The sequence below is a fragment of the Flavobacterium sp. MMLR14_040 genome, assembly GCF_033657265.1.
Classification (GTDB): Bacteria; Bacteroidota; Bacteroidia; order Flavobacteriales; family Flavobacteriaceae; genus Flavobacterium.
Genome location: NZ_JAWVWO010000004.1, coordinates 13,436 through 33,821, shown reverse-complemented (window position 1 = coordinate 33,821; position 20,386 = coordinate 13,436). Strand labels below are relative to the sequence as shown.

Below are 20,386 nucleotides of genomic sequence, written 5' to 3'. Positions count from 1 at the left end.
TCTTTTTCTGATCACCTATCCAAATATAAAATCTATGTTTCTATGTGTTTAATATTTGTTTATCCAAAAATCAGTCCAAAATTATTTCATGTAACTGGCTGTCATTTTTTTAATTCTTTCTGCCAATGTTTCACTTGATAATTTTTCCCGAAGTCGGTCTGTAATGATTGGGAAACTAAAAGGTGTCGGTTTATTACATTGTTTCCAAACAATGGTTTGCCTGTTAATTCGTTCTAAAGCCTGAATCAAACGGCCTTCTTCTAACTGATGTTCGAATGTTTCGATATACGCCTGCTGAAGCAATAAATTGTCGGGTTCATAATCTCTAAACACTTCAAAAAGCAATTGCGAACCGCTTTGCAAATGTTTGGTTTTAACTGGTTTTCCAGGCATTCCGGTAAATACCAAACCGGCAATTACAGAAATATCCCTGAATTTTCGTCGCGCCATTTCGGTCGAATTCAAACTTTTTTGCAAATCATGATGTACATATTCTGTTGAAAATAAATTATTATCAAAAACACTTTCCATATCAATTTCCTGATCTGAAAGTAATTCAAATCCGTAGTCATTGTAAGCTAAAGAAAACGTGATGGAAAACAATAAACTAATTCGATAAGACAACATACTGGCCAAAGCTTCGTGCACGAACCGGCCTTCAAAGGGATAAAAAATAGCATGAAACCCTTCTCTGGTTTTAAAAGTTTCAATTAAAAATTCATTTGCATCCGGAACGATGCTTTCTTTTCTTTGTCTGGCAAAAAGAGGTTGCAATGCAATTAGTTCCGGCGTCAACTTATCAGTATTTGCGGCATATAATTCTTCTCTCAACAATTCACTCATTTGTACCGATAAAGCCATACGCCCACCCATCCAGCTTACTACTCTTGACGCTTTTTTAGGATCTGCTTTTCGCACTAAAACCTGCATATTTTTTACCCGAAATAATTCCAGTCTTTTACCGGCAAAGGTAAAAACATCGCCAGGTTGTAATTTTGAAGCAAACCATTCTTCTATAGAACCTATATAACCGCCGCTTAAAAACTTAACATTCAGCGCGGCATCGCCAACAATAGTTCCAATCTGCATTCTGTGGTGCATCGCAATCAGTCGGCTATTAATTTTAAAGCGTCCGTCTTCTTCGATTTCTACTTTTTTGAATTCGTCATATGCTTGTAAACTCTGACTTCCGTTGGTAATAAAATTCAGAATCCAGTTCCAGTTTTCTTTTGTCATGTTTTGATAACAAAAGGTGTTTTTGACTTCTTCAAAAATTTCATCTGGATAAAACCCATCCGCAACTGCCAGCGTATTTAAATACTGAACCAAAACATCCCAACTGTTCAAGTACGGAATTCGGTCTTCGACAATTGTTCTTGCAGCTGCTTTTTTTAATGCCGAAGCTTCTATTAATTCAATAGCGTGAGTGGCAAGAAAATAAATTACGCTTTCCTTTCCCGGCTGATGCCCACTTCGTCCGGCTCGTTGCAAAAAACGTGCAACGCCTTTTGGCCCGCCAACCTGAATAATGGTTTCAACAGGAGCAAAATCTACTCCTAAATCAAGACTTGACGTACAAACTACTACTTTTAAGTCTTCACTTCGAATCGCATTTTCAACCCACAATCTGGTTTCTCTACTAATGCTTCCGTGGTGCATTGCCATATCTCCGGCAAATTCAGGATATTTTTCTAATATCGCCTGAAACCACATTTCGCAGGCAGAACGGACATTGGTAAATATTAAAGTCGTTTTACTTCTTCTGATGATTTTTGCCACCTCATCAATCAAATGCAAACCCATATGACCTCGCCATGGATAACTGTCCATTTTTTCAGGCAGAATCGAAAGCACTTTTATCTTCTTATTGATATTGGCCTTTATCAAAACCGAATTTTGATAGGCTTCAGAATTTAATCCTAATAAAACTTGCTGTGCCAATTCTAGATTTCCAATTGTGGCTGAGATTCCCCAGATTCGCATTTTGGGTGCCACTATTTTTAATCTCGACAAAGCCAATTCCATTTGAACACCCCGTTTTGTGCCTAACAATTCGTGCCATTCGTCAACCACAATGGCGGAACAATTGGCAAAAGTTTTCGCAAATTCTTTTGATGCGAGAAGCAACTGTAGACTTTCAGGCGTTGTTATCAGCAAATCCGGCATTTTTTTGCTTTGCTTCGCTCTTTCGCTTTGAGAAGTATCTCCAGAGCGGATTCCAACGGTTAACGGCAGATCTAAATCTTCGACGATTCGTTCTGCAGCTTGTTTTATTTCAACAGAAAGTGCTCGTAAAGGTGTAATCCAAATGGCTTTTAATCCGGGTTTATGTTTCGTTTTATAATCCGGATTTTTTTTCATGTAATCAAGAACTATCGGAAACCATAAGGCATAGGTTTTTCCGCTACCGGTTGGCGCGTTTAGCAAGCCGTTTTTTCCCTGCAAAAATGCGGTCCAGGTTTGGGTTTGAAATGGAAAAGCTTTCCAACCCTGATTCTGAAACCAATTTTCTGCAATTGTATATAGTTCTTCTCTATTCATTTTTTTTTAAGGTTCAAAGTTGCAAAGGCTCAAGGGACAAAGTTTTAGCTGTTTCGTAAAGTTTTTTCTTCGAAACTTTGCCACTTTGTTCCTTTGAACCTTTTACGAAATCATGCTTTTTAAGTCTTCAATCGAATTGGCATCTTCAATTTTTTTATCGTGTCGCCATCTCAAAATTCTTGGGAAACGCGTTGCCACACCGCTTTTATGTCTTTTTGAAAGTGCAATTCCTTCAAAACCAATCTCAAAAACCAATTGTGGCGTAACGCTTCGAACCGGTCCAAAACGTTCCAAAGTGTTTTTCTTTATAAAATCATCGACTCTTCTGAATTCAGCATCGGTTAAACCAGAATAGGCTTTTGCAAAGGTGACCAATTCTTTTTCGCCTTTGTCATTGGTCTGCCAAAGAGCAAAAGTATAATCAGTAAATAAATTAGACCGTCTTCCGTGTCCTCGCATCGCGTACGTTAAAACGGCATCGATTACCAAAGGCTCAATTTTCCATTTCCACCAATCGCCTTTTTTTCTTCCAACCAAATAGGCAGAATCATTTCTTTTAAGCATCAAACCTTCGCTTTTCATTTCGCGGGCACGCATTCTTTCGGCCGTCACATCATCCCAGGAATGGAGCAAAACTCTTTCTGATAATTGAAACGAAGCCGTTTTATCTTTAATGGTATCGTATAATTGTTCTAATAATAATCTTCTTTCGGCATAAGGCAAATAGCGAATATCCTGCCCTTCCCATTCTAAAATATCGTAGGCTTTTAAAATTACGGGAACTTTTTCGAGTAAGCTTGCTGAAATGGTTTTACGTCCTATTCGGGTTTGCAAATCATTAAAAGTTCCGATTTCGCCTTCTGGAAAAGCCAAAATTTCAGCGTCGATTACGGTTCCATTAGGAATTAAACCAACAAAAGATTTAAACTCAGGATATTTATCAGTAACCAACTCCTCGCCTCTTGACCAGACATAAATTTCGCCTTCGCGGATGATGGTTTGCGACCTGATTCCATCCCATTTATGCTCTATTGACCAATCCTCGGGGTTTCCCAAACTTTCAACTTCACCTTCAATTGGATATGCGAGATAAAACGGATAAGGTTTTGATAAATAATCACTGCTTTGTTCGTCTAAAATCAATTCCTGAAACGTGATTGTATTTGGATCCCAATTTCCCATTAATTTATACGCCAATGCATCTTCCTCTACATCTTCAGCTTTAGAAAGTGCTCTTGTCATTAATTTTTGGCTTACGCCAATTCTTAAACTTCCGGTAATTAGTTTGGTAAATACAAAGCGTTCGTAATAATTAAGTGCCAGCCAGTTTTCATGTAAATATTCCTTTTTTTCAGCATCTGTTTTTTTGCGTAAAGCAATAATTTCCTGAAGATATTCTGTTAAACTTTTATCAGAATGTTCTTTTGTAGTTGGAATAATTAGCGCAATCGTTTCGGCCAAATCTCCAACAATATGGTAACTTTCTTCAAAAAGCCATAACGGAATATTGGCCAGTTCATTTGCCCAAATTCGCAATAATGTCGTATTTACAGGTCTTGGCGGCCGACGGTGTGAAAGAATCGCAATCGTCCAGACTTTATCTTCCGGCGATGCATTCTTAAAATACAAGGTCAGTGCATCGACTTTTACGTTTGTTTTATTAGAACTGTCAAGTGTCTTTATGAGTTGGGCGAAATTTTTCATTCCTGAATTTCTTTCTGAGTTTCAACTTCTTTTTGCATTTCTGCCGTTTCACCTTCATATTGCGTTTTTTCTGTTCTGGCATCGTAACCCAATTCTCGTAAATATTTGGAGAAAATATCGGTATAACCGTGTGTGCAGATTATTTTTTCTGCGCCTGTTGCTTTTATACTGTCCAAAAGAGAATACCAGTCGCAATGATCACTTAAAACGAAACCTTTATCAATCGCGCGTCGGCGTCTGGCTCCGCGAAAAGCCATCCAGCCACTTGCAGAACCTGTTACGAAAGGCGTCATTTTTCTAATCCACGTACTTCCATGTGCGCTTGGCGGTGCAAGGACAATGTTTCCTAGTAAATCTTCTTTTTTAGTTTCGTAAGTCACCAGCTTTGTTGGCGGAAGATCAATTAAAGGACGTACCACTTTGGTCATATTTTCAATGGCGCCGTGCGTATATATTGTTCCGAGATCTGTATCTAAGTATTTTAAAAGCCTTTGTGCTTTTCCTAAAGAATATCCGAAGAGAATTGAAGTTTTTCCTTCTGCTTTATTTTCTGCCCACCAATTATTGATTTCTGTAATAACTTCGGCTTGCGGTGTCCAGTTAAAAGCGGGTAATCCAAAAGTACATTCGGTGATGAAAGTGTGGCATTTCACCACTTCATATGGAACAGAAATTCCGTCGTCTTCCACTTTATAATCGCCTGTAAAAACCCAAACTTCGTCTTTATGTTCTACACGAATTTGTGCGCTTCCAATAATATGTCCGGCGGGATGAAACGAGAATTTTACATTGTTGATTACAAAGGTTTCGTTCCAGTCTTTTCCTGTCACATTTATTTCGCCCAAACGATGTCGAATAATGGGAATATTAGTATGATGTGTAATATAATTTTGATGCCCCCAACGCGCATGATCAGAATGTCCGTGTGTAATAATGGCGTTTTTCACCGGTCGCCAGGGATCGAGATAAACATCGGCCTGCTGGCAATAAATTCCGTTATCGTTAAAAGCTAAAAGAGGCACTTTCATAGTATTTCCATTTAAGAAATTATCAAATATTCTGGCGTATTTCTATCAAATTTAATTATTAATTGATTCAGGCTCTTTACAATTTCGCCAGATTAGTTTATTTAATTACAACTTTTAATATTGTGTTATGATATAATCAAAATATCCTTTGTACTTTTGTAAAAATTTAAATAATTCGTAATTTTAAATACTTTCAACCCATGTTAAAAGGATTCTTTCATGTACCAAAAGCGGTAAACGAACCAGTAAAAGGTTACGCACCGAACTCACCAGAAAAAGCAGCTGTTCAGGCAGCATACACTTCAATGTGGAACTCTAAAATCGATGTTCCATTATACATTGGTAGTGAAGAAATCAAAACCGGAAATACAAAAACCATCTCAGCACCTCACGATCACAAACATATCGTAGGAACCTATCATTTAGCTGAAAAACAACATATCGAAAAAGCAATTGCCAATGCACTTGAATCAAGAAAAGCATGGGCAAATATGGCATGGGAACAACGTGCTGCTATTTTCTTAAAAGCTGCTGAACTTATTGCAGGTCCATACAGAGCTCGTATTAACGCTGCTACTATGATCGGACAATCTAAAAATATTCATCAGGCAGAAATTGATGCTTCTTGCGAATTGATCGACTTTTTACGTTACAACGTAGAATTCATGACTCAGATTTACAACGATCAGCCAAAATCTGATTCTACAGTTTGGAACCGTTTAGAATACAGACCTCTTGAAGGGTTTGTTTACGCGATTACTCCATTTAACTTTACTGCTATTGCTGCAAATCTTCCGGCAAGTGCTGCTATGATGGGTAACGTTGTTATTTGGAAACCAAGTGACAGCCAGGTCTATTCTGCAAAAGTTATTATTGATGTTTTCAAAGAAGCTGGTGTCCCTGATGGTGTTATCAACGTTGTTTTTGGAGATGCTTTAATGATTACAGATACTGTTTTGGCAAGCCGTGATTTCGCCGGAGTTCACTTTACAGGATCTACTCATGTATTTAAAGATATCTGGGCGAAAATTGGTGCAAACATCAACAACTATAAAACTTACCCAAGAATCGTTGGAGAAACTGGTGGTAAAGATTTTATCATCGCGCACCCAAGTGCTAACGTAAAACAAGTTGCGACAGGAATTACTCGTGGAGCATTTGAATTTCAAGGACAAAAATGTTCTGCAGCTTCAAGAGCTTATATTCCACAAAGTTTATGGCCAGCTGTAAAAGAACAATTAATTGCTGATGCAAAATCGATGAAAATGGGTTCTCCGGAAGATTTCGGAAACTTTATTACAGCAGTTATTCACGAAGGTTCTTTTGATAAACTGGCAAGTTATATCGATCAGGCTAAAAAAGATGCTGACGCTGAAATCATTATTGGTGGAAACTATGATAAATCTGTAGGATATTTTATTGAACCGACTGTTATTGTAACTACAAATCCAAAATATACTACAATGGAAACCGAATTATTCGGACCAGTTATTACTATATACGTATATGAAGATGCAAAATGGGAAGAAACTTTAGAATTAGTTGATACTACTTCTGAGTACGCTTTAACAGGAGCTGTATTTAGTCAGGATCGTTATGCTATTGAAGTAGCGACTACGAAATTGCAAAATGCTGCAGGTAACTTCTACATCAATGACAAACCAACCGGAGCAGTTGTAGGAATGCAGCCTTTTGGTGGAGCAAGAGCTTCTGGAACTAACGATAAAGCAGGTTCTGCATTGAACTTATTACGTTGGGCTTCTCCTAGAACTATAAAAGAAACTTTTGTAACTCCTGAAGATTACAGATATCCGTTTTTAGGATAATACATTTAGATTATCTAATTTATAGAACCCACAGTTGTCTTTTGATAATTGTGGGTTTCTTTTTTTTAAACAACTCATTTTTAAACAATTGTAAATTTTGTAGTACTTTTCTTATGTTGTTAAAAATCAGCTACTTAACTCCTGAAAAATCCTAATTTATCATTCAAAAAACTTATAGGATCAGGTTAAAAATAAGCTAACATATAATTTTGTCAAAGTTTTAAATCACTAAGAAACAAGTAGAAAAAATAGTTTTACTGATATAAAACATGACACTAATTCTAAATTAAAAAGCTTATGAAAAATTTAAAAAATGTTCCTGAAATCATCGTAAAATCAAAATGTATTGGTCATCCAATTAATTTTAAATGGACAAAAAAGAAAATTGACGCACTATTAGATCCTTTAGAAGGAAATGAAGAACTTGAAATCGCATTGGCTCAAATTAACCAGAAAGCTGCTGTAGGTTTAACAGCAGCTCTTTTAGAATGGGTAAATTGGCGCTTTACAGGATATACAAAAGCAGCAAATGATATCGACAGCCGTATCGAAGCACTTTGGTGTTCAATAGCCGATCGTGACTATTCTCATCCTTTGGATTTTGATACAGATTTAAATATTCCTGCAACAAACTCTGTAAATGGACCAATCTGGATCGCGCTTATGAATGTGAAAATGGTAGATGTAAGATATAGAAAAGGATCATACTATCTTCAAAACGAACTTGTTGGTTTAGTTTTACTTGCACGTCACATTTGTCCAAAAAAGAAAGTATTCGATAAATGGTTTAGTAGTACAATAATAGAATTAGCGCGTTTGTTTCCTTGCCAATATAATGATGAGGATATTGACGAAACTGACGAAGCAATTTATGATTCATCCAATGAGCCTGTAATTTGCAGAGAATTTTTCTTCGATCCTAAATATAAATATTCTCCTGAAGCAGCAACACAATCTCTTAATGAGTTTATAGATCATGTAGATCAAAAAAGAAATTCATTTTTGCAAATCGAAGAAATGGTTTATTAGTACAATTATTAATTTCGAAATCTAATAAAAAACCGAATCTAAAATTTAGATTCGGTTTATTTATTTTCAAAGGTTTTTAAACCTAAAACTTTTGAAAAAAAATTTAAGGCTGAAACTTCAATGGCAAATGCACGACTTTTTTAGTCTCAAAAAAATCACCCTCAAAAATAGTCGACAAATCATATAATGTTGCTTTTGGGAAATCTTTTAATTCTTCTGCCAAATCTCCACCTTTAAGATATAAAATTCCGTTTTTTAATGTATGCTTATGCTGCTTTTTAATTTTATCCTTAATCCACGAAACAAAATCCGGCATATTTGTAACGGCACGACTTACAATAAAATCAAAATCTCCCTTTACCAATTCGGCACGTTTTTGTTCAGCTTTTACATTTTTTAGTTCCAAAGCATCAACAACGCCCTGAACGACTTTTATTTTCTTGGCAATAACATCAATTAAATAAAAACGGGTTTCAGGAAAAAGAATCGCTAACGGGATCCCTGGAAATCCACCTCCGGTTCCAACATCAAGAACAGTTGCTCCAGGTTCAAAGTTCATAATTTTTGCAATTCCAAGCGAATGCAAAATATGTTTTGTATATAAAGCATCAATGTCTTTACGTGAAATAACATTGATTTTTTCATTCCAATCGTGATATAAAAAGTCTAATTTTTGAAATTGTTCGATTTGAATGTCGGTCAAATCAGGAAAATATTTCAATATCTCATCCATTGCTCTAATTTTTTAACAAAAGTACTACTTTACGATTGAAATATTTAACTCAATTTTGCAAATTGAAAATTTATAATAATTACCTTTGAAAACTATTTAAATTAATTATGAATAACACTGCGCCTACATTTGCTAAGCAAGACAATCTGAAGTTCTTCAGAACACTTAACTCACGAGTAAACAATTACTTCAAAGAGAACAACATTCAGAAAACCGGAAACTGGAAGCTGCACTTAAAAGCCGTTATTTTGTTTGCCGTATTTTTAACGCCATACTTTTTGATCTTAACTCTTAACATGCCTTTTTGGGCACAATTGTTACTAAACATTCTTATGGGAGTTGGAATGGCCGGAATTGGTATGAACGTAATGCACGATGGAAATCATGGATCTTACTCTTCTAAATCCTGGATCAACAAAATTATGGGTGGAAGCATTTATGTTTTAGCCGGAAATGTACACAACTGGCAAGTACAACACAATGTACTTCATCATACTTATACTAATATTCACGGTCATGATGAAGATCTTGATGCGGGAAGAATTATTCGTTTTACAAAAAATGCTGAATGGCATAAATTTCATAAATTTCAACATTATTATTCTTTTTTCTTATACGGACTTTTGACTTTTAATTGGGCTTTAACAACCGATTTTAAACAAATGAAAAACTATCTGAAAAGAAAATTATCATACGGAACACCACAAAGTCCGGCTAAATTATGGACCGTTTTAGTGATCACTAAAATAATTTATGTTTTAATCTGGATGGTTTTACCAATGGTTTTAGGTGTAACATGGTGGAAAGTTGTTATTGGCTTTTTCGTCATGCATTATGTTGCCGGATTAATTTTAAGTATTGTTTTTCAATTGGCACACGTAATTGAAGAAACTTCAAATCCGGTTCCAAATGAAAACGGCGAAATGGAAAACACATGGGCCATTCACCAATTATACACAACGGCTAATTTTGCTCCAAAAAACAAAATAATCAACTGGTTTACCGGAGGGTTAAATCATCAGATAGAGCATCATATTTTTCCGAATATCAGTCACATTCACTACGGAAAAATTGCTGAAATTGTAAAAGAAACCGCAAAAGAATGCAACTTGCCTTATCATGAATTCAGAACCATGAGAGGAGCTGTTATAGCACATTACAAGCACTTAAAAGATCTTGGAATGAAACCGGAACTAGCATAAAAATCAAAAATCTATTAATAATTAACCATCCTTAATTAAGTTGAAATTAAGGACATTCAAAATTTTTATAATGAATCATATTCTTTCAGACAGAATTAACAACTTAGCGACATCACAAACCTTAGCAATGGCTGCTTTAGCACGTGAATTAAAATCGCAGGGAAAAGACATTATCAGTTTAAGTTTAGGTGAGCCAGACTTTAATACACCAGATTTTATTAAAGAAGCTGTTAAAAAAGCAGTTGACGAAAATTACAGCACATATTCTCCGGTAGAAGGTTATTTAGAATTGAGAGAGGCTATTTGCAGAAAATTCAAAAGAGATAATGATTTAGATTATAAACCAACTCAAATTGTAGTTTCGACAGGAGCAAAACAATCTTTATATAATATTGCACAAGTGATGTTAAATGATGGTGACGAGGTTATTTTACCAGCACCTTATTGGGTTTCTTATTTCGAAATTGTAAAATTGTCTGGCGGAGTTCCTGTTGAAGTTCCAACGTCTGTAGATACTGATTTTAAAATTACACCAGCACAATTAGAAGCTGCCATTACACCAAAAACAAAAATGATGTGGTTCAGTTCTCCTTGTAACCCATCTGGATCTGTGTACAGCAGAGAAGAGTTAACAGCTCTTGCAAAAGTGTTAGAAAAACACCCAAATATATATGTGGTTGCCGATGAAATTTATGAGCACATCAATTTCTCAGGAACTTTCTGCAGTATCGGTTCAATTCCTGGAATGTTTGAAAGAACAATTACTGTAAACGGAGTTGCAAAAGCATTTGCTATGACAGGATACAGAATTGGTTACATAGGTGCACCGGAATTCATTGCAAAAGCATGTACAAAAATTCAGGGACAAGTAACTTCAGGAGCAAATTCTGTTGCGCAGCGTGCTACAATTACGGCTGTTGATGCAGATCCTAGCGTATTAAACCACATGGTTAAGGCTTTCCACGAACGCAGAGATTTGGTTGTTGGGTTATTAAAAGAAATTCCCGGAGTAAAAATCAACGTTCCGGAAGGAGCATTTTATGTTTTCCCAGACGTTTCTTCTTTCTTCGGAAAAACTTTAAAAGGAACAGAGATTAAGGATGCCAACGATTTATCAATGTATCTTTTAGGCGAAGCAAACGTAGCAACCGTAACTGGTGACGCTTTTGGAAATCCAAACTGTATCCGTTTCTCTTACGCAACAAGTAATGATATATTAAAAGAAGCTTTACGCAGAATCAAAGAAGCTTTGACTGTGTAAAACCATATTAATTCTACTAAAAGGGTGCTTATAGCACCCTTTTTTTATTCCCGTCATTGCAATACTAAAGCGGCAATATCTCTTGTAAGCGCAGTTGGCGAATTACAATCACAATTGCTCAATCCTATTACATAAACCTGTTCATTAGGTTCATAAACTCCCATTGATTTAAAACCGAAAATACTCCCACCGTGCTCACGTACCAATTTTCTATTTAAATCTTTTATATGCCACCCATATCCATAATCAATTTTACTGCCATCGTTTAACGTATAATTTGTAAACGCTTTTTCGGCGCTTTTTGAACTAATTAATTTATCAGAATCAATTGCATTTTGCCACTTTAACATATCATCTACATTAGATATAATTGAACCTGAAGCATATGGTATCGAAAAACTAATATAATTTGCATTCACCAATCCATCCCTGTTACGATAACCGGAAACTCTGTTTTTTATTATTTTATCGTGGCTTGCGTAGTAACTGTTGTTCATCTCGATTTTTTCGAAAATATGATTTCGTATAAAATCTTCATAAGTCTGACCCGACACAATTTCGATAATATATCCTAAAACAACATATCCTGAATTACAATACTTAAACTGTTCTCCGGGTTTAAAATCGATGGGTTCATTTTTAAAAAAATCAATTAATTCTTTTGGAGACAAATCTTCTCTGGCAATATTTTTAATAGTTTTCATACTCGTAAAATCTTTAATTCCAGAAGTGTGTGTCAATAAATGATGTATTGTAATAACATTTCCGTTGGTTGGATAATCCGGAATAAATTTCGTGATATCATCATCCAGCTTAATCCTGCCTTGTTCTACCAGCATTAAGATAGAAACAGCCGTGAATTGTTTAGTCATAGATCCAATTTCAAAAACAAACTCAGGCTGCATTTTAATATTCATTTCTAAATTTGCCTCTCCAACGGCTTTCCTGTAAACCACTTTTCCTTTTTTAGAAACTAAAAAAACAGCTCCAGGACCGTCTGGTTTAAATTTCTCGTTTACCAGCTTATCTATTTTAGATTCTAAATTTTGGCTAAAAGCTGCAGAATAAAATATTAGAAAAAACAACATGTACACTTTAAAAATTGATTTCATTTTTACTATTAATTAATGATTGATCTACTTTTGACGACATCAACATTAGGTTGGTTACAAAAACAAATTGCACTTAAATATTTTGGGCGTGTTTCGCCGCAGCGAATCGGGCTATTCGCTGCAAGTCCTAGCATTTCCTTCGTCAGGCTTTGGGCTTTCCGTTGCTATCCTCACGCAAACTGTAACAAAAAATTTTAGTTTTTAAAATTAAATTAAATCTGCTAAATCTGCTTGAGAAATAAATTTTACTTTCAAAATTTCCATTCCACAATCTTATAAACACTGTATGTAATTCTATAAGACATAAGGCTTTATAAAATCCCAACTTTGTATTATACATTAATTTAAAATTAAAGTCATGACACATACAGATGAAACAACGACAGAAGCAGTAAGTACATTAAACGGATTAATTTCTATTTTGGAAGATGGAAAACTGGGTTATACAAACGCCGCAGAACACGTAGAAAATCACGCAATCAAAGCCGAATTTTTGGATTATGCCCGTGAAAGAGCCTTATTTATTGTTGAATTACAAGATGAAATCAACAGATTAGGAAAATCAACCGATACTTCAGGCGGTGGACCATTAGGAGCTTTACACCGTACCTGGATTGATATTAAATCATCTTTTACAGGTGGAGATACAGAAGCAATTATTAATGCTTGCGTTACAGGTGAAGAAGCTGCTATTGAAAAATACAAAATGGCTCTGGAAAAAAACGAATTAGACGGAAGTCAGATTGCAATTGTTTCAAAACAATTAAACAGTATTCAATCTACATTAGATAGAATCAAAATGAAATCGAATTAATCTTTAAAGATATTTGTTCTGAAAACCTCCTCAACTTAAAATAAAGTTGAGGAGGTTTTTTTTTAGCTAACAATTCGTGAAAAAAACTACATTTGATCAAACTATAAAAACTATGAAAAAAATATTACTTACTTTAATTTTTCTAACATCAATTAGTTACAGTCAGGAAACATATAAAATTGGTTCAACTGAATATATTTACAATCAATACTATTCAACTACTGGCAAACCAGTTGTAAAAAGAAGCGAGACAAATAAAAAAATATTTTTAAATTCACAAGGATATAAAGCAACACCAAAAGGCTATCAAATTGATCATATTATTCCATTAAGTGAAGGTGGAACTGACGAGCCTTACAATATGCAATTGTTAACCATAGAACAGCATAAACAAAAAACAGCAAAAGAACGAGGAAATCGAGGATATGCATTTTCATCTACAAAATCTTCAACTCAAAATTCGACTTCTAATGATTTGTATGATCCACAAATAATAACTGCGAATTATTCAAGAACTGATACAGATGGATCATTAATTTATAAAGAAGTATCAGGAGATGAATATTCAGTAAATAGTTTTGGTAAAAAGAGTTATGTAAAAAAAAGTTCAACATCATATTCCAACTCATTAAACTCTTCATCAGATTACTATCCTACTTCATCTTATTCACCTTCTTCAAATCCAACTACATCATCGAGAGATATTCAAATTGGACCAAGAGGAGGCACATATTATATTAATGCAAATGGGAATAAAACATATACTAAAAAATAAAAATATCAATTTATCGCTTAGTGTAATATGTTATAGTGGAGTTTTGTATTAAGATCTGCCAAACAACTTCCAGAATTTTTACAGCGGAATTTTCTTTTCCGACTGATTAGTAACAAAAAAATCTTTAATTCCATGGGGAAAATTATAGGTGTAATAATATTAATTTTGGGAATCCGATTCGCTTACAAATTTTCAGACATAGGCAGAAAAACACCTGGTCTAAAAGATAGAAGTAAATATGATTCCTTTTTTATCATAATTTTTATCTTTATGCTAATCGCCGCAGGTGTAAGTTCCTTGTTTGATTAACATACTTGTTATATCAACAAAATTCAAACCATCTTACCTATCATCATTCCATATTAGTTAACTATTTCAAAAAAAGTCCCTTCAGCATTAGCAAACTCAAAATATTTATAAGAACTTTGCACACTTTTTTCCGTGAATACCACAAAAGCTTAAAGTTCTAAAAATGAAGAAGAAAATTGAAATATTAGCTCCTGCTAAAGATTTAATTGGAGGAATGGCCGCCATTAATAGTGGCGCCGATGCAGTTTATATTGGTGCGCCGCAATTTGGCGCAAGGTCAAATGCCAACAACTCTATAGAAGATGTTGCCGCTTTGGTACAATATGCGCATTTATTTAATGCTCAGGTTTTTGTAGTAATGAATACCATTTTGTACGACAACGAACTGGAAACGTGTCGCTCAATGATTTGGGAATTATACGAAATTGGTGTTGATGCCCTGATTATTCAGGATATGGCGATTATGGAAATGGACTTACCTCCTATCGTCCTTCACGCCAGCACACAAGCCAACAATCGTGACGCCGATAAAATCAAATTCCTTAAAGATGCCGGAATCAAACGTGTGGTTTTAGCCCGCGAATTGAATTTGCATCAGATTAAAGAAATCTATGACAAGGCTGATGTTGAATTAGAATTTTTTGTAACCGGAGCTTTATGTGTTTCTTTCAGTGGAAACTGTTATATGAGTGTGGCCAATGGAGAACGCAGCGCCAATCGTGGTTCTTGCGCCCAAAACTGCCGTTTACCTTATAACTTAATCGACGGAAATGGAGAAACTTTAATTAAAAACAGTCACTTACTTTCTATTAAAGATTTAGATATTTCAGATCAGATTCCGAATTTAATTGAAGCTGGAATCGTTTCTTTTAAAATTGAAGGAAGATTAAAAGATGTTGTTTATGTAAAAAACAACGTATCGTTTTTACGTCAAAAATTAGATAGTTTCTTAGAAGGCGAAGGAAGCGACAAATACATGAAAGCTTCATCAGGAACTTGCACCTATACTTTTGATTCTTCTCTAAGCAGAACTTTCAACCGTGGCTATACGGACTATTTTGTAAACGACAGAAATCATAGTATTGGATCTTGGGAAAGCCCAAAATCAAAAGGACAATATATTGGTAAACTAATCAGAACTGTTGGAAACGCCTACGAAATCGAAAACGGTGAATTTTTAAACAATGGTGACGGACTTTGCTTCATCAACGAAAATAACGAAGCTGACGGAATTTATGTCAACAAAGCCGAAAACGGAAAAATTTATCCAAACGTTTTAAAAGAAATTAAAGACGGAACTTTCATCTACAGAAATAACGACGCTGCTTTTATCAAAATTGTAGAAAGAGAAGATAGTGCGGTTCGAAAAATCAGCACGACTTTATTACTTACAGAAAATGAAACCAGTTTTGAATTAATCGCAACCGATGAAGACGGAAACGTTAGCATCGTAAATTTAGAGCATTCAAAAGAACAGACTAAAACTGGCGAATCAATAGAAGAAAACATCAAAACGCAATTGGCAAAAACAGGTTTTACACCTTATACAGCTAATGAAATTAATGTAATGTTTTCTCAAAACTGGTTCCTTCCTATTTCAAAAATCAACGAAATGAGAAGATCTGTTTACGATCAGTTAACTGAAATTCGTTTGAAAAATTACAAACGTGAAGAACACCAATTGGTAAAAACATCACATCCGTATCCTGAAACCAAATTAGATTTCATGTACAATGTTTCGAACAAAACGGCTCGTAAATTCTACGAACGTCACGGTGTAACTGAAATCGAAAAAGCATTCGAATTGCAATGGGATCCGGGAAAATCTCGTGTAATGACAACTAAATACTGCATTAAATACGAATTGAAAAAATGCCCAATACACCAAAAAGACATCATGGGTGTTAAAGTAAAAGAACCATTGGTTTTAAAACAAGGCGAGCTTGAATACAAACTAAAATTCAACTGCAAACCCTGTGAAATGGAAATCTGGGAAAAAGACGCCGAATTTGAAATCGAAGAAGATCATTTTCATTAAGAATATTTAACCGCAAGGTTCGCAAAGAATTTACGCAAGGTTCGCAAAGGTTTATTTTAAATCTTTGCGAGCCTTTTTTTCTACATTTCACCAATCTTGTCATTACGAGGAATCTCCGCGAGTAGCTCTACAAAGATTGGCTTATTGGAACGGAGTTACTTGCGGAGATTCCTCGTTCCTCGGAATGACAAACTACACGGTCACTTTTATAATTTAAAAATCAAATTCCAATTAAATTAAATCTGTTGAATGTCCAAAATCTGTGTGAAATTCTTTGCGATCTTTATGTAATTCTTTGCAAATATAGATTACATAGACGCACTGCGGTGTACACCTACATTAAGACATCTAAATAGAACTTTGCGGTTAAAAACATTTTTTCCTACTTTTACTATTCCAAAATTCAAACTTTCCCCTATGAAAATACTACTCCTCGGTTCAGGTGAATTAGGCAAAGAATTTGTCATTGCCGCTCAACGAATCGGACAAATTATAATTGCAGTTGACAGTTACGAAAATGCTCCCGCAATGCAGGTTGCTCACGGTTTTGAAGTCATCAACATGCTCGACGGAGAAGCTCTTGACCGAATTGTAGCCAAACACAAACCAGATTTTATAGTTCCAGAAATAGAAGCCATTCGCACAGAACGTTTTTATGATTACGAAAAACAAGGAATAACGGTTGTTCCTTCTGCGAAAGCAGCCAACTTTACCATGAATCGTAAAGCTATTCGTGATTTGGCAGCAAAAGAATTAGGTTTAAAAACAGCCCAATATCAATACGCAACTTCGGCAGAAGAATTGCAAAAAGCAGTTCAGGAAGTTGGAATCCCGTGTGTGGTAAAACCTTTAATGTCTTCATCTGGAAAAGGACAATCAACAATTAAAACTGAAAGTGATATCGAAAAAGCATGGCAATATGCCGTAGCAGGTTCTCGTGGAGATGTTATCGAAGTTATTGTAGAAGCTTTTGTTGATTTTCATTCAGAAATTACCCTTTTGACTATTACTCAAAATAATAATCCAACTTTATTTTGCGCTCCAATTGGTCACAGACAGGAACGTGGTGATTATCAGGAAAGCTGGCAACCTGCTTTAGTTTCAGAAAAAGACTTATACGAAGCTCAGGATATGGCAGAAAAAATTACAGAAGCACTTGGCGGAGCTGGACTTTTTGGTGTTGAATTTTTCCTGACTAACGAGGGTGTTTATTTCTCAGAACTTTCTCCTCGCCCACACGATACAGGAATGGTAACTTTGGCCGGAACTCAAAACTTCAACGAATTCGAATTGCATTTGCGTGCGATTTTAAGTTTGCTTATTTTCGAAATTACTTTAGAAAAAGCCGGAGCCAGTGCTGTAATTCTAGCTTCTGAAGATTCTGCAAATCCAACTTTTACCGGAATTGAAAAAGTAGCAGCATTGCCTAAAACTGATTTCAGGATTTTTGGTAAACCAACTTCACGACCATACCGCAGAATGGGAGTTGTTTTAAGCAACGATTCATTAGCAACCCCAATTGAAGAAATCGTAGAAAGAGCAAAAAAAACGGCAAAACTTATAACTGTAAATTCTTAAAAAATGAAAAAAATACTATTTATGATTTTCCTGTTTATCGGAATTTCAACCCAGGCACAAACTAAAGTAATTGATAAACCTCAAATTGTTGAAGCATCTTGCGGAGAATGTCAGTTTGGAATGAAAGGCAAAAGCTGTGATTTAGCCGTTCGAATTGACGGAAAAAAATATTTCGTTGACGGAACAACTATTCACGATCACGGTGACGCACATGCAGAAGACGGATTTTGTAATGCTATTAGAAAAGCTTCTGTAACGGGAACAATCGAAAAAAACCGTTTTAAAGCGACATCATTCACTTTAATAGACAACAAAAAATAATGGAGTTAATTCTTGAAAACATTGCCAAACATGTTTCACTAACAGCAGAGGAACAAGCGCTTTTTTTATCCAAATTAGAAACAAACACTTACAAACCCAAAAGTATCTTATTGAATGCCGGCGAAATCTGCAAACATTCATATTTTGTAAATTCCGGAATTTTAAGAAGTTTCAATATTAATGACAATATTGTTGAACATGTTTTATCGTTTGCCTGCGAAGGCTGGTGGATGAGCGATATGTACAGCTATTTTTCGCAAAAACCGGGGCAGCTTTTTATTGAAGTTTTAGAAGAAGCTGAAGTAGTTTCATTATCAAAAGAAAATCAGGAACAACTGTTTCATGATATTCCAAAACTAGAGCGCTTTTTCAGAATTTTAATTGAAAACTCATTAGTTGCCAATCAGCAAAGATTAATGGATAACTTAAGTTTACCCGCAGAAGAACGCTTTGAGAAATTCACTACCAAATACGGAACATTGGTACACAAAGTTCCGCAAAAACAAATTGCTTCATTCATTGGCGTTACGCCAGAATTTTTCAGCAAAATGAAAGCAAGACTTTTGAAAAAATAAGTTTTTCAGCCACAGATTGCACAGATTAAAATGATTTTTTGTTCGCCACGAATTTCACTAATTTTCACTAATTTATTGACTTAAAAGTCAAATTAAAATTCGAGTGAATTCGTGAAATTCGTGGCAATATTTTTTTTAAATCCTTTCAATCTGTGCAATCTGTGGCAAAAAAACAAAAACACAGCTAAGCAGCCGTGTTTTTTATTGAATTAAAATTGCTCAACCTCTGTAGAATGTTTCATTGCAGTTGTTGTTGATTTTCCAATTGTTACGGTGTTTTGAACCGCATCAAAATAAGAAGTTCCCACAAAAGCCTGATGTTTTACAGCTCTGAATCCGTTTTTCTGCAAAGCAAATTCGCGTTCCTGCAATTCAGAATAACCAGCCATTCCGCGTTCTTTGTAGGCTTTAGACAATTCGAACATACTTGTATTCAAAGCATGGAATCCTGCCAGCGTAATGAACTGGAATTTATAACCCATTGCGGCCAAATCTTCTCTAAAAGTTTCCATTTCTGCAACAGATAATTTTGCAGCCCAATTAAAAGAAGGCGAACAATTGTATGCCAACATCTTGTCTGGAAATTCTTTTTTCATCGCATCGGCAAACTTTTTAGCATAAACCAAATCCGGATTACTTGTTTCCATCCAAATCAAATCGGCATACGGCGCGTAGCTTAAACCTCTTGCAATTCCCTGATCGATTCCGTTTTTTACATAAAAGAAACCTTCGTTGGTTTTTTCACCTGTAATAAATTTTGCATCTCTCGGATCTGCATCGCTAGTTAATAAATTAGCAGCATCAGCATCTGTTCTGGCAACTATTAAAGTTGAAACTCCCATAACATCCGAAGCTAAACGTGCCGCAATTAGCTTATTAATAGCTTCCTGTGTTGGTACCAAAACTTTTCCGCCTAAATGTCCGCATTTTTTAGCAGAACTCAACTGATCTTCAAAATGAACTCCAGAAGCTCCGGCTTCAATCATTGACTTCATTAGTTCAAAAGCATTCAGGTTTCCGCCAAAACCAGCTTCGGCATCGGCCACAATTGGAACCAAGTAATCTTTTTTATCTTTAACCTCATTAACCACCTGAATCTGGTCAGCACGCAATAAGGCATTATTAATTTTTTTTACTACAATTGGCACACTATTTACTGGATAAAGCGATTGATCCGGATACATTTCTCCCGCCAAATTTGCGTCGGCAGCCACCTGCCAGCCGCTTAAATAAATCGCTTCCAGGCCTGCATCGACTTCCTGAATCGCCTGATTTCCTGTCAATGCGCCCAAACCAGCAACATAATCCTGACTTTTTAACTTTTTCCATAATTTTTGCGCTCCCATTTTGGCAATAGAATGCTCAATTTGATAAGAACCCTGTAGCGTAACCACTTCTGTAGCAGTATACGGGCGTTCAACACCTTTCCATCTCGGGTTCGTAATCCAATCGTTAATCAATTCCTGAATTCTGTCTTCTGTTGTTTTCATAAATAATATAGTTAAAGTGGTTAGTAAAGCATTTCATTCAATTAAAAATT

16 protein-coding genes are annotated in these 20,386 nt (G+C 35.4%); 10 read left to right on the top strand and 6 right to left on the bottom strand.

Annotated elements, in window-relative coordinates; genetic code table 11:
- Positions 1-81: 81 nt before the first annotated feature.
- The 3 genes from SD960_RS07410 to SD960_RS07400 all read right to left on the bottom strand — a co-directional run bounded on the left by SD960_RS07410 (position 82) and on the right by SD960_RS07400 (position 5,273).
- Complete coding sequence (locus tag SD960_RS07410; protein ID WP_318801916.1) at positions 82-2,541, bottom strand: ligase-associated DNA damage response DEXH box helicase; 2,460 nt, start codon at positions 2,539-2,541, stop codon at positions 82-84.
- A gap of 102 nt (positions 2,542-2,643) precedes the next feature.
- Positions 2,644-4,245, bottom strand: coding sequence for an ATP-dependent DNA ligase (locus tag SD960_RS07405; protein ID WP_318801913.1), 1,602 nt, complete (start codon positions 4,243-4,245; stop codon positions 2,644-2,646).
- Entirely contained in the window at positions 4,242-5,273 is a 1,032-nt protein-coding gene (locus SD960_RS07400; RefSeq protein WP_318801911.1) for a ligase-associated DNA damage response exonuclease, read from the bottom strand. Before SD960_RS07400 ends, SD960_RS07405 begins: the two co-directional genes overlap by 4 nt.
- A gap of 200 nt (positions 5,274-5,473) precedes the next feature.
- Between SD960_RS07400 and pruA the strand changes: the two genes are divergently transcribed.
- Together pruA and SD960_RS07390 are read left to right on the top strand one after the other, a co-directional pair.
- Positions 5,474-7,099, top strand: a complete 1,626-nt coding sequence (pruA, locus tag SD960_RS07395) for an L-glutamate gamma-semialdehyde dehydrogenase (protein ID WP_318801908.1) — start codon at positions 5,474-5,476, stop codon at positions 7,097-7,099.
- Between the two features lie 297 nt (positions 7,100-7,396).
- Complete coding sequence (locus tag SD960_RS07390) at positions 7,397-8,128, top strand: hypothetical protein (RefSeq protein WP_318801906.1); 732 nt, start codon at positions 7,397-7,399, stop codon at positions 8,126-8,128.
- 103 nt (positions 8,129-8,231) lie between these two features.
- On the opposite strand, the gene rsmG is transcribed toward SD960_RS07390, so the two are convergent.
- Positions 8,232-8,861 carry a 16S rRNA (guanine(527)-N(7))-methyltransferase RsmG gene (gene rsmG / locus SD960_RS07385; RefSeq protein ID WP_318801904.1) on the bottom strand — a complete coding sequence of 210 codons (630 nt, stop codon included), beginning with the start codon at positions 8,859-8,861 and terminating at the stop codon, positions 8,232-8,234.
- 107 nt (positions 8,862-8,968) lie between these two features.
- Here rsmG and SD960_RS07380 point away from each other — a divergent pair, with 107 nt between their 5' ends.
- Together SD960_RS07380 and SD960_RS07375 are read left to right on the top strand one after the other, a co-directional pair.
- Positions 8,969-10,063, top strand: a complete 1,095-nt coding sequence (locus SD960_RS07380) for an acyl-CoA desaturase (protein WP_318801902.1) — start codon at positions 8,969-8,971, stop codon at positions 10,061-10,063.
- Positions 10,064-10,133: 70 nt separating this feature from the next.
- Positions 10,134-11,324 carry a pyridoxal phosphate-dependent aminotransferase gene (locus SD960_RS07375; RefSeq protein ID WP_318801901.1) on the top strand — a complete coding sequence of 397 codons (1,191 nt, stop codon included), beginning with the start codon at positions 10,134-10,136 and terminating at the stop codon, positions 11,322-11,324.
- A 53-nt stretch (positions 11,325-11,377) separates the two neighbouring features.
- Here the strand turns inward: SD960_RS07375 and SD960_RS07370 are convergent, their stop codons facing one another.
- Entirely contained in the window at positions 11,378-12,436 is a 1,059-nt protein-coding gene (locus tag SD960_RS07370; RefSeq protein WP_318801899.1) for a serine hydrolase domain-containing protein, read from the bottom strand.
- Positions 12,437-12,794: 358 nt separating this feature from the next.
- On the opposite strand from SD960_RS07370, the gene SD960_RS07365 reads away from it, so the two are divergent.
- The 6 genes from SD960_RS07365 to SD960_RS07340 all read left to right on the top strand — a co-directional run bounded on the left by SD960_RS07365 (position 12,795) and on the right by SD960_RS07340 (position 18,846).
- A complete protein-coding gene (locus tag SD960_RS07365) occupies positions 12,795-13,250 on the top strand; it encodes a PA2169 family four-helix-bundle protein (protein ID WP_318801897.1) in 456 nt (151 codons plus the stop codon).
- A gap of 112 nt (positions 13,251-13,362) precedes the next feature.
- Positions 13,363-14,025 carry an HNH endonuclease signature motif containing protein gene (locus SD960_RS07360; protein ID WP_318801895.1) on the top strand — a complete coding sequence of 221 codons (663 nt, stop codon included), beginning with the start codon at positions 13,363-13,365 and terminating at the stop codon, positions 14,023-14,025.
- A 472-nt stretch (positions 14,026-14,497) separates the two neighbouring features.
- Complete coding sequence (locus tag SD960_RS07355) at positions 14,498-16,372, top strand: U32 family peptidase (protein ID WP_318801893.1); 1,875 nt, start codon at positions 14,498-14,500, stop codon at positions 16,370-16,372.
- A 417-nt stretch (positions 16,373-16,789) separates the two neighbouring features.
- Positions 16,790-17,950, top strand: coding sequence for a formate-dependent phosphoribosylglycinamide formyltransferase (purT, locus tag SD960_RS07350; RefSeq protein ID WP_318801891.1), 1,161 nt, complete (start codon positions 16,790-16,792; stop codon positions 17,948-17,950).
- Positions 17,951-17,953: 3 nt separating this feature from the next.
- The gene (locus SD960_RS07345; protein ID WP_318801889.1) at positions 17,954-18,271 is read left to right on the top strand and encodes a DUF6370 family protein; all 318 of its coding nucleotides are present in this window, start codon (positions 17,954-17,956) and stop codon (positions 18,269-18,271) included.
- Complete coding sequence (locus tag SD960_RS07340) at positions 18,271-18,846, top strand: Crp/Fnr family transcriptional regulator (RefSeq protein ID WP_318801888.1); 576 nt, start codon at positions 18,271-18,273, stop codon at positions 18,844-18,846. The genes SD960_RS07345 and SD960_RS07340 overlap by 1 nt, the downstream gene beginning before the upstream one ends.
- A 209-nt stretch (positions 18,847-19,055) precedes the next feature.
- Here the strand turns inward: SD960_RS07340 and aceA are convergent, their stop codons facing one another.
- On the bottom strand, positions 19,056-20,336 hold the full coding sequence (gene aceA / locus SD960_RS07335) for an isocitrate lyase (RefSeq protein ID WP_042565720.1): 1,281 nt from the start codon (positions 20,334-20,336) through the stop codon (positions 19,056-19,058).
- Positions 20,337-20,386 lie beyond the last annotated feature (50 nt).